The 10,841-nt window shown below is 67.3% G+C and carries 8 protein-coding genes; 4 read left to right on the top strand and 4 right to left on the bottom strand.

The annotated features are described in order from the left end of the window. The first annotated feature begins 496 nt into the window (after positions 1 to 496). The 4 genes from AC1DN2_RS14260 to AC1DN2_RS14245 all read left to right on the top strand — a co-directional run bounded on the left by AC1DN2_RS14260 (position 497) and on the right by AC1DN2_RS14245 (position 6,042). A complete protein-coding gene (locus AC1DN2_RS14260; RefSeq protein ID WP_476850797.1) occupies positions 497 to 979 on the top strand; it encodes a hypothetical protein in 483 nt (160 codons plus the stop codon). Positions 980 to 1,404: 425 nt separating this feature from the next. Further along, the gene (locus tag AC1DN2_RS14255) at positions 1,405 to 1,692 is read left to right on the top strand and encodes an HU family DNA-binding protein (protein WP_011776355.1); all 288 of its coding nucleotides are present in this window, start codon (positions 1,405 to 1,407) and stop codon (positions 1,690 to 1,692) included. 220 nt (positions 1,693 to 1,912) lie between these two features. After that, a complete protein-coding gene (locus AC1DN2_RS14250) occupies positions 1,913 to 4,087 on the top strand; it encodes a bifunctional copper resistance protein CopD/cytochrome c oxidase assembly protein (RefSeq protein ID WP_476850796.1) in 2,175 nt (724 codons plus the stop codon). Continuing rightward, positions 4,084 to 6,042 (top strand): NHL domain-containing thioredoxin family protein, encoded by a 1,959-nt coding sequence (locus AC1DN2_RS14245; protein ID WP_476850795.1) that lies wholly within the window; start codon positions 4,084 to 4,086, stop codon positions 6,040 to 6,042. The genes AC1DN2_RS14250 and AC1DN2_RS14245 overlap by 4 nt, the downstream gene beginning before the upstream one ends. A 106-nt stretch (positions 6,043 to 6,148) precedes the next feature. Here AC1DN2_RS14245 and AC1DN2_RS14240 read toward each other — a convergent pair whose 3' ends face one another. From AC1DN2_RS14240 to AC1DN2_RS14225, 4 genes are all read right to left on the bottom strand, one after another. Further along, positions 6,149 to 7,141: a hypothetical protein gene (locus AC1DN2_RS14240; protein ID WP_476850794.1), complete on the bottom strand. Its 993-nt coding sequence runs from the start codon at positions 7,139 to 7,141 to the stop codon at positions 6,149 to 6,151. 134 nt (positions 7,142 to 7,275) lie between these two features. Beyond that, entirely contained in the window at positions 7,276 to 9,021 is a 1,746-nt protein-coding gene (locus AC1DN2_RS14235) for a helicase HerA-like domain-containing protein (RefSeq protein ID WP_476850793.1), read from the bottom strand. 49 nt (positions 9,022 to 9,070) lie between these two features. Next, a complete protein-coding gene (locus AC1DN2_RS14230; protein ID WP_476850792.1) occupies positions 9,071 to 9,775 on the bottom strand; it encodes a type 1 glutamine amidotransferase domain-containing protein in 705 nt (234 codons plus the stop codon). Positions 9,776 to 9,845: 70 nt separating this feature from the next. After that, positions 9,846 to 10,715 (bottom strand): aldo/keto reductase, encoded by an 870-nt coding sequence (locus AC1DN2_RS14225; protein WP_476850791.1) that lies wholly within the window; start codon positions 10,713 to 10,715, stop codon positions 9,846 to 9,848. Positions 10,716 to 10,841: the final 126 nt, after the last annotated feature.

The raw sequence follows: 10,841 nt of genomic DNA, 5'->3' as shown, positions 1-10,841 counted from the left end.
GGAGGGTGTGGGAGAGTAGGTCACCGCCGGAACACCATTAACGGTCGAGGACCCCCACCACCAGGTGGGGGTCCTCCCGCATTTAACCCCCCTCTCCGGCAGGGCCGGGCCCCCGGCCCCGGAGCCCGGGCCCACGGCCGGCTGCCCCCCGGAGCCCGGGCCCACGGCCGGCTGCCCCCAGGCCGGTCCGGTACACGGCCAGCTGCCCCCGGGCCGGGCCGGTACACGGCCTGCCATAACAGCGGCACCGGGGCCCGCCACGAGCGCCCCACATCCCCGGGCAGCCGGCAGGGCATCCAAGGCCGGTGCCGGCGTCGCCCCCGCCAAGGCATCCCCTCACTGCCCGCCAGGATGCTTCTAAATTCGTCAAGCCGGGTTCTGATAGCGCACCAGCGCAGCGAAAGGACAAACCAGCTCCTTGGAACTGGCCCCTACTTATTAAGTTCCTGGCGTTGTGCAAGTATTAGTCCACTGACCTTGGGGGGGGTGTCCGGTGATGATCACAGGCAAGTTCAAGTACGCCGCTACTACCACAATGCTGGGGCTGATCTGCGTCCTAACAGCCTGTGGCATGGAGGCGCAGCAGTCCTCCAATGCCCAGTCCTCGCAGTCCCCGCAGCATACGGAATTCGGCTCTATCGAGGAAGCCCGCCGAGCCGTTGCCGATGTCATTGGCTGCGAGGAAGCGCCCAAAACGGCCCCAATCATCAATCCGGAGCTGGCCGGTTACACGGCCGAATACGCCGTCTGTTCAAAACGTGTCCAGGTCGAGTGGTTCAAGACCGAAGAGGCCCGAAATGCTGAGCAGCAGCTGTACGCGGACAGCACCCAGCCTTTAGCCATCGTGGAGGGTAAAAACTGGATGGTCGTGGACATGTCCGAGGCACTTCAGGAGTCTCCGAGCGGTAAGGACCTAAAGGGCCTGGCGCAAGAGCTCGGCGGCCAGTTCAAATCCTTGAATGGTGCCAAGCCGTCTTAGAACGCCAAGAGTTAGGCCTCATAAGTACGTGGGAGATTCCCCTCGGAGGCAATACCATGGGTGAGCCACGCCCAAGCCAGGCCACAGCACCAGACTGCCAGCCACTCACAGAGCAGCCGGGTAAAGACTTACAGACCATGGGACGGGTCAGCAGCGGGCAGCGCCCGGGGTGGCTACCTGGCGGCACAAAGTACGCCGGCGGGGACCGCGGCGGAACTCGGTGAAACGGCGCCGACGAGGGGGCTTCCGCTCTCGGCGCAATTTGACGGCGATCGGCGCCCGATTCCAGTGATTTTCCCCAAAAAAGGCCGAAAACACGCGGAATTTGCCACCTCTGAGGCGCCAAGCTGGTAAGTTTTCGAACAGTGGTTTGTACGCATGCCGTGTGCAGGCTCCAAAAATCGTGACCGTCCAGGAGGACATAAATGGCTAAGAACCGTAGTGAACTTGTTGCAGAGGTAGCAGGCAAGGCCGGCACCAGCCAGGCAGCAGTCAACTCCGTGCTCGACGCACTGTTCGAGGTCTTCGAGACCTCCGTCGCCGCGGGCGAGAAGATCACCATCCCGGGCTGGCTCGCCGTAGAGCGCACCGACCGTGCAGCTCGCACCGGCCGCAACCCGCAGACCGGCGAGACCATCCAGATTGCCGCTGGCCACAGCGTCAAGCTGACCGCCGGCTCCAAGCTGAAGGCTGCAGTCGCCAAGAAGAAGTAGTCTTCTTCGCAGGCTTGAAAGGAGCGGCAACCCTCGGGTTGCCGCTCCTTTTGCGTCCCCGGCCAGTCCCCGGCCAGTCCCTAATCGGTCTTAGCCCGGCCGGGCGGCCTTCCCGACCAATCCGCAGTCCTTTGAAGGCCGGGCCGGCCTGGCGGATCCCCAGAGGCCCAGCCGCCGGGGCCGATTCGCTGAGCTAGGCGGCGTAGCGGACAATGGAGGTGTGCCTTCCGCAGTAAATCCCACGCCCACAACCGCAGCGCCCGTTCCCCCCGGGGACGCACGCGGCCCTGGCTCCGGTCCCGCCGGGATTGCCCGGCCTTGGCTGATCGCAGGCCTTGGCGCGTTGTTTATTGGCCTGGTAGCGGCACTTATCTTCTCCGGCGCAGCAGCGGCCCGCGAGGTCTCAGATCCCGGGGCGCTGGTGCGCTGGGGGCTTCCGGTGAGCAAAGCGATCCACAACGTCGCTGTCGCCACCGTGATCGGCGGCCTGATCTTCGCCGTCGGCATCCTGCCGCGAAACAGGAACGGCTCCCGGTCCAAGGAGCAGGACGCCCCGGAACATCCGGCCTTCACCCGGGCGCTGGCCGTGGCAGCGGCCGCCGGCGCCGTCTGGACGCTGTCCGCGATCACCGTGCTGGTCCTGGGCTACGCGGACATTGCGGGGCAGGGCATCTCCGGGGATCCGGAATTCACCCGCTCCCTCGTTTACTTCATGACGGACATCGAAACCGGACGCGCGTGGCTGGCTGTCGTAATCATCGCCGCCGTCGTTACCACCGCCCTGTTCGGAGTGCGCTCCCGCGGCGGCCTGGCACTGACACTGGTCCTTTCGCTGATCGGTCTGGTTCCCGCTGCCCTGATCGGGCACTCCTCCAGCTCCAGCGACCACGAGGGCGCCATCAATTCGCTCGGCCTGCACCTGGTCGGCGTATCGGCCTGGGTGGGCGGCATCATCATGCTCGCGGTCCTCTCCGGGGTCCTGGAGGGCACGGGCGCCGGCGGCCGCACCTCGGGGGCAGCTTCGGGGACTGCAGACATCACCGAGCCAACCCTGCGCCGGTTCTCATCCCTGGCCGGCTTTGCCTTCGCGCTGGTCTTCGCCTCAGGCGTGATCAACGCCAGCATCCGCCTCACCACATGGGCAGACCTCTTCGGCTCGGCCTACGGGCAACTGATCCTGGCCAAGACGGCAGCGGTCCTGGTGTTGGGCGGCATCGGGCTCATGCACCGCCGCTGGGTCATCCCGCAGCTGGGCAACCGCGCCATGGGCAGGTCCGCGCGCCGGGTGCTGTGGCAGTTGGTGATCGTGGAGCTGATCATCATGGGAGCGACGTCCGGGATCGCCGTCGCGCTGGGGCGTTCCGCCCCGCCGCAGCCCACCACTTTCGCCCCCGACGCTTCGCCGGCCTTCATCCTCTCGGGCTACGAGCTGCCGCCGGAACTGACCCCGGACCGATGGCTCACTGAGTGGCGGCTCGACTGGCTCTGGATCGCCGTCGTCGTATTTGGCCTGGTGTCCTACCTCCTCGGCGTACGAAGGGTGCTGAAGCGGGGCGACTCGTGGCCCTGGTTCCGGACGGTCAACTGGGTGATCGGACTCATGGTCCTCACCTACGTGACCTCGGGGCCGCCGTCGGTCTATGGCAGGGTGCTGTTTTCGGCGCACATGATGGACCACATGGCCCTGACCATGGTGGCCCCCATCTTCCTGGTCCTCGGCGCCCCCGTGACGCTGGCACTGCGGGCGCTGACCCCCCGGCGCGACAGCTCCCGCGGCCCGCGCGAGTGGCTCATGATCTTCATCCACTCCAAGTTCTCGCAACTGGTGACCCACCCGCTGTTCGCGGCCGCCAACTTCGCCGGCTCGATCGTGCTTTTCTACTACTCGGACGCGTTCGGCTACGCGATGCGGGACCACGTGGGCCACGAACTCATGAACCTGCACTTCGCCCTCACCGGCTACATCTTCGTGCTCACCATGATCGGCACCGATCCTTTGCCGCGCCGCGCACCGTACCCCATGCGGCTGCTGCTCCTGTTGGCCACCATGGGCTTCCACGCGTTCTTCGGCGTCGCCATCATGGGCGGCACCGGACTGCTGGCCGCCGACTACTTCGGCAACCTGGGGCGGACCTGGGGCCCCGCGGCCCTGCTGGACCAGCAGATGGGCGGTGCCGTGGCGTGGGGGATCGGCGAAGTGCCAACCCTGCTGGTAGCGATCGGAGTCGCCGTGATGTGGTCCCGCTCCGACGCGCGCGAGTCCAAACGCACCGACCGGGCGGCGGACAGGAATAACGACGCCGATCTCACCGCTTACAACGATATGTTTGCCAAGCTGGCCGAGCGCGACGCCAGGCTTGCCGAACGCAATTCAAAGCTGGAAGGACGCTCATGACCGAAACCGTACGCACCCACCTCCGGGTCCGGGCCTCCGAACTGGTGGGCCGCAACTGGCTTAACACCGGTGGCAAGTCCCTGGACCTTGAATCCCTGCGCGGCAAGATCGTGCTGCTGGACTTCTGGACGTTCTGCTGCATCAACTGCCTGCACGTCCTGGACGAACTCCGCCCGCTCGAGCAGCAGTACTCGGATGTCCTCGTGACGGTCGGCGTGCATTCGCCCAAGTTCGAGCACGAGGCCGATCCCGTGGCGCTGGCGGCCGCCGTCGAACGCTACGAGATCCGCCACCCTGTCCTTGACGACCCCGAACTGGACACCTGGAAGGCCTATACGGCCCGGGCCTGGCCGACCCTGGTGGTCATCGATCCCGAGGGCTACATCGTGGCGCACCTCTCCGGCGAGGGCCACGCGGACGGCCTCGCCGTGCTGATCCCCGAGCTGATCGCCGAACACGAAGCCAGGGGCACCCTGCACCGGGGCGACGGCCCCTATGTGGCGCCGGAACCGACGTCGGGAACACTGCGCTTCCCGGGCAAGGCCTTGTTCCTGCCCGCCGGCCGCGGCGTCGGAGGCGCCGGCGACGGCTCGTGGCTGGTGACCGACACCGGCCATCACCGGCTCGTGGAACTCTCTACCGACTTTCAGACCGTGCTGGCCACGTACGGCTCGGGCGAAAAGGGCCACGCCGACGGCAACGCCGCCACCGCCCGGTTCAACGAACCGCAGGGCCTGGTGCTGCTGCCCGAGCATGTCGCCGCGGACGCCGGTTACGACGTCGTCATTGCCGACTCCGTGAATCACCGGCTCCGCGGGCTGTCCCTCGCGGACGGCACCGTCCGGACGCTGGCCGGCAACGGCGTGCAGCGGCTGCTGGAAACCGGCCCGGCCCGCGTGGACGAGGAAGGCGCCGCCTACGGTACCCGGCTCGAGGCGGACCCGCTCGCGGTGTCCCTGAGCTCGCCGTGGGACGTCGTCTGGTCCACCAAGCTCAACGCCGTGGTGGTCGCGATGGCGGGAGTGCACCAGATCTTCAGCTTCGACCCGACCTCCGGGGCCGTAAAGATCATCGCCGGCAACGGCCTCGAAGGGCTCCTGGACGGCCCGGCCGCTGAAGCCTGGTTCGCCCAGTCCTCCGGCCTCGCCGAAGACGCGGACGGCAACATCTGGGTGGCTGACTCCGAGACCTCCGCCCTGCGCAAACTCGTGATTGATGACGCGGGCAGCATCACCGTCGAGTCGGCGGTGGGCAAGGGCCTGTTCGACTTCGGCTTCCGCGACGGACCCGCCGCGGAGGCGCGGCTGCAGCACCCGCTCGGCGTCACGGTGCTCCCTGACGGTTCGGTGGCCATCGCGGACACGTACAACGGCGCAGTCCGCCGCTACGACCCCGCAACGGGCACGGTCTCCACGCTGGCCCGCGGACTGTCCGAGCCCTCGGACGTGATTGTGGACCACACCCAGGTCGCCGGATCCGAGCCGTTGCTGGTGGTGGTCGAGGCCAACAAGCACCAGCTCGTGTACGTGCCCATCCCGAAGGAAGCCCAGCAGGTGGACGAGGGTGCGGCGCAGACCCACCGGCCCAAGAGCCCTGTGGCGCCTGGGCCGCTCGAACTGGCGGTCCGCTTCACGGCGCCCACCGGCCAGAAGCTGGACGACCGCTGGGGCGATCCCACCCAGTTGAAGATCTCGTCCACACCCCCCGAACTGCTGGTCTCCGGAGGCGGGACGTCCGTGGGGCTCCTGCGCACACTGGAGCTTTCCTCCGACGTCCCCGAGGGCGTCTTGCACATCACCGCCCGCGCGGCCGCGTGTGACGGGCCCGAAGACGCCGACGGCGAGATCCCGGACCATGCGGCCTGCCACCTCTACCAGCAGGACTGGGGAATCCCCGTGCTCCTGCAGGCCGACGGAGACACCGAGCTGGTCCTGGACCTGCGCGGAATGGACTGAGCCGCTGCGCCAAGGCTGAGCAGAAGGCTGCCGTCCGTGACCCTGAATCACGGACAGCAGCCTTTTGGCTTTCATCGGGCCTCCGGCCGCGGAGCCCCGGCGGGTACTAGTAGTCCAGCTGCGGCGTGAGCTTGACGGTGTCGCCGTCGATGTCCAGACGGGTCGTGAAGCTGAAATCGTGGACGGAGTCGATGTCGGACACGGCGCCCGAGAACAGATCCTGTTGGCGGGCCTTGATCCGGGCCTTGCCGTCGAGGGGCGCCACCACCCAGCGGCCGCCGAACGGCTCGATGCTGACGCTCGGGTAGTCCGTGATGCTCCAGTCGATGGTCCCGTCCATCACGCGGTTGTTGGTGGCGTGGTAGAACGGGCAGTTGGGCTGCAGCTTCTGCTGCTTGTCGGCCTCGTCCGCGCAGGAGTCCAGGAACTCCTTGACCTTGCCGCTCACGGCCTCCTTCAGGGCGCCCGTGGCCTCGGTCAGCAGGTTCAGCGGGGCCGGAGGCGCGTCCGCGGCCGACACGGTGGCGCGGGTGGCCGGGGCGGAGAAATACTGGCCGTTCAGGGTCGCCTCGTACTCGCCCGGGTAGAAGACTGCGAAGGAGTTGCGGCCGTTGGGCATGTTCACCGGCACGCCGTTGAGGGTGGCCTCGCTGGAGTTGACCACGGTGACGTCCAGGACGGGCAGCTCAGAGGGGACGAAAGACCATTTGTGGAAGAACAGCCACTCGGTGCCGGAGCGCTCCAACAGGAACTCGGTCCGCAACTTGTTGCCGTCGACGGTGTACTCCATGGGCACCATGACCTGATTGGCACCGCGCTCTTCCGCGGCGCCAAGCTTGACGTCGGAGACGCGTGCCGCCGCGGTTTGCAGGGCCGTGCCGTCGAGCATCCCCGGGTTGCTTTGTGGCACGGAGGCGCGCAACAGGCCCAGCGCCTTTTCGCCATCGCCCTTTTGCAGGGCACTCAAATATTCGCGGACTGGCTGCTGGGGCCCGGCAATGGAGTCGTTCACCAGGTTAATCGACACGATGGCCCCGGCGACGGCAAGCATCAGTCCCAGCAGCCACACTGCTGCGATTTTGACCAACGCCTGACTCATCTGCACCATTCTTACGTTACCTGTACCCCACAGGAATCCCGGTGTCACAGTCCGCATCTGTGACGCGGAGCATGGCTGAAGGCCGCCCGGCCCGCGGGCAGGGAACGTTCGGTTGGATGCCGCCGCGGTGATCCCTAGCGGCGGCGGCGTTTGGAGGAAGTGCCGAAGACGCCGCGGAGCAGTTCCCGGCCAAGCTGGGTCCCCAGCGAGCGGGCCATGCTCTGAAGGCCACCGCCCAGGGCCCCCGCGAGTTCGCCGCCAATGCCCCCGCCACCGCCGGCCGGCGGCCGCGCCGGCCGGGGGGCACGCCGCTCGGCCACGTTGTCATCGTCGGGCATCCTGGGCGCCGGCGCGGGGCGGCTGCTGGGGCGGCCAAGGATTTCCTCCTCGATCCGCCGGGCTTCGGCGTCGATGGCGCGGGGGTCCAAACCGCCGCCCTGGGCGGATTCCTGGCTGCCGCCGTCCCGGGCGCCGCCGTGGTGTGCGGTCCCGGCCGCCGGCCCGGTGGCAGCGCCTGTGCGGTCACCGCCTTCGGCGGCGATCTTCTCGTACGCCGAGATGTTGTCGACGGCGGTGCCGTACTTGGGCAGCAGGGCGGAAGCGGCGACGGTGCTGGAGATCAGCTCGTCGGTGCTGGGACCCATCACGGACTCCGGGGCGCGGAGCCGGGTCAGCGCCACCGGGGTCGGCGCGCCCTTCTCATTCAGGACTGTGATGACGGCCTCGCCGATGCCGGCGGTAGTGAGGGTCTCCTCGAGGTCGTAGTCGCTGGTCGGAAAGGTCGAGACGGTGGCCCTGAGGGCCTTGGCGTCCTCCGGGGTATAGGCGCGGAGGGCGTGCTGCACGCGGTTTGCCAGCTGGCCGAGGACGTCGGCGGGGACGTCCTTGGGGGTCTGCGTCACGAAGAAAATTCCGACACCTTTGGACCTGATGAGCCGGACGGTGGTGGTGATCGCATCCAGGAAGGCTTTCGAGGCGCCGTTGAACAGCAAGTGGGCCTCATCGAGGAAGAAGACGAGCTTGGGCTTGTCGAGGTCCCCGGCCTCGGGCAGGTCCTCGAAGAGGTCGGCCAGCAGCCACATGAGGAACGTTGAGAAGAGCATGGGCTTGGTCTGCAGCGTCGGAAGCTCCAGGCAGCTCACCACACCGCGGCCGTCCGGCGCGGTACGCAGCAGTTCGGCGGTGTCGAACTCGGGTTCGCCGAAGAACTTCTCCATGCCCTGCGCCTCGAGCGTGATCAGTTCGCGCAGGATCACGCCGGCGGTTGCCTTGGAGAGGCCGCCGAGTTCCTCAAGTTCGTCCTTGCCCTCGGCCGAGGTCAGGAATTGGATCACGGCCCGCAGGTCCTTGAGGTCGATCAGCTCCAGGTCTTTCTTGTCCGCGAAATGGAAGACGAGCTGCAGGCTGGATTCCTGGGTCTCGTTCAGGTCCATGATGCGGGAGAGCAGGATGGGGCCGAAGGAGGTGATGGTGGCGCGGACCGGTATGCCCTTGCCGTCGCCGCCGAGGGCCAGGAACTCCACCGGAAAAGTCTTGCCGGACCAGGCCTGGCCGATGCTCTCCGTGCGGGCCAGGAGTTTTTCGGTGCCCGTGGCGGCGGTGGCCAGGCCCGAGAGGTCGCCCTTGATGTCGGCCAGGAACACGGGCACGCCGGCGGTGGAAAGCTGTTCGGCCATCATGTGCAGTGTGACGGTCTTGCCCGTCCCTGTCGCCCCGGCCACGAGGCCGTGCCGGTTCATCATCGCGAGCGGCAGCCGGACGGAGGCTTCCTTATGGAGTTCGCCGTCGACGATCGCCGCACCGAGCTCGATCGTCGGGCCGTCCAACGTGTAGCCCTGGACGATCGTGGCGACTTTGTCTGCAGTGGATTTGATGGCCATGCGGTTAGCTTAGCCGGGTCCGGGGTTCCCGGACCCGGCTAGGAGTGGCTTATTCGGCGAGGGCCTTGAGGACCTCCTTGGCCACGTCCTCGCTGGACTGCGGGTTCTGCCCGGTGATGAGGTTTCCGTCCCGCACAACATGAGACGTCCAGGCCGCGCCGTTCTCCACTACCGCGCCCTTCTCCTTCAGGACGTCCTCCACGAACCACGGTGTATTGGGTCCCGTGCCGCCACCCAGCTCCTCCTCATTGGTGAAGACGGTGAGGCGGCGTCCGGCGAAGGTGAACGCGCAGTCGTCGTCCGTGGCGCTCAACAGCCCGGCCGGGCCGTGGCAGAACGGCGCGATGATCTTGCCGGCCGTGTTGACGGCCGTCAGCAGGCTGCCAAGGTCGGCATCCTGGTACAGGTCGGCCATCGGCCCGTGGCCGCCCGGCATCACGACGGCGTCGTAGGCGGAGGCGTCGACGTCGGCCAGCACCAGCGGGTTGGACAGTTCGGCGTCGAGGGAATCGATGTAGCGGCGGAAGCTATCCGCACGGTCCTGCCCACCGGCGGACTCGGCCGCGAGGCTCACCTCATCCACCGTCGGCTTCTTGCCGCCCGGAGTGGCGATGTGCACGGTGTGGCCCGCGTCGAGAAGGGTCCGGTGGGAGACGACGAGCTCCTCGGCCCAGTACCCGGTGGGGTGTTCGCTGCCGTCGCGCATCGTCAGGGAATCGGCTGCCGAGACAACCATCAGAATATTTTTAGCCATGGTGCTGCTCCTGTTCTGCCGGCAGGGCCGGCGGACGGTGGATAAGGTGAAATATGGGAAGCGGCGCGGTTCAGCGGGTCGCTTCGAGTTCCGCATAGGTGGCGTCGTCGAGGACGACGCCGGCGGCGGCCAGGTTCTCTTCAAGGTGCTTGACGGAGCCGGTGCCGGGGATCGGCATCATGACGGGGGACCGGCGCAGAAGCCAGGCCAGCGCCACCTGGGAAGTCGTGGCGCCCAGCCGCTTCGCCGCCTCGTCGAGCGGTCCGCCCGGCCGGGCCAGCTCGCCAGCGGAGATCGGCGCCCACGGAATGAAGCCGATGCCGTTCTCCTCGGCGTACTCGAGGACGTCCTCGGAGCTGCGGTCGGTGAGGTTGTAGCGGTTCTGCACCGTGGAGACGGTGAAGTACTTCCCGGCTTCCTCCAGGTCCTCGACGCTGACCTGGGAGAGGCCGAGTGCCTTGACCTTGCCTTCCTTTTGCAGATCGCGAAGCACGGTGAACTGCTCGTCGCGGTCCACCGTGGGGTCGATCCGGTGCAGCTGCAGGAGGTCGAGGGAGTCGACCTTGAGTTTGCGCAGGCTCAGTTCCGTCTGCTGGCGCAGGTATTCGGGCCGGCCGACCGGAACCCAGACGTTGGGGCCGGTGCGGGTGAACCCCACCTTGGTGGCGATCTTGAGGCCGTCCCGGTAGGGATGCAGCGCCTCGGCGAGGATTTCCTCGCTGATGTTGGGGCCGTAAGAGTCTGCGGTGTCAATGAAGTCGACGCCGAGCTCCACGGCGCGGCGCACGACGGCGACCGCGGCGGCGCGGTCTGCAGGCTCGCCCCAGACGCCGTCGCCGACGATCCGCATGGCGCCAAAGCCCAGCCGGTGGACGGTTCCCAGATCCTTGAGGGCGATCGTGGCGGATTTTTCCGGGTGCTGTGAATTGTCGTGGCTCATAGGAAAGTGAACATCCTCAGTTTGCTGACTATTCCAAGGCTCCCTAACGGGGCATCCCCGCCCGGCGATGCGGGGGCGCCCGCAGGCGTGCGTTCCGGGCATTCCGGCGGCAAAACCTGCGCCGTG

Source organism: Arthrobacter sp. 01L42 (assembly GCF_056400005.1).
This window is presented reverse-complemented; position numbering and strand designations above follow the sequence as displayed.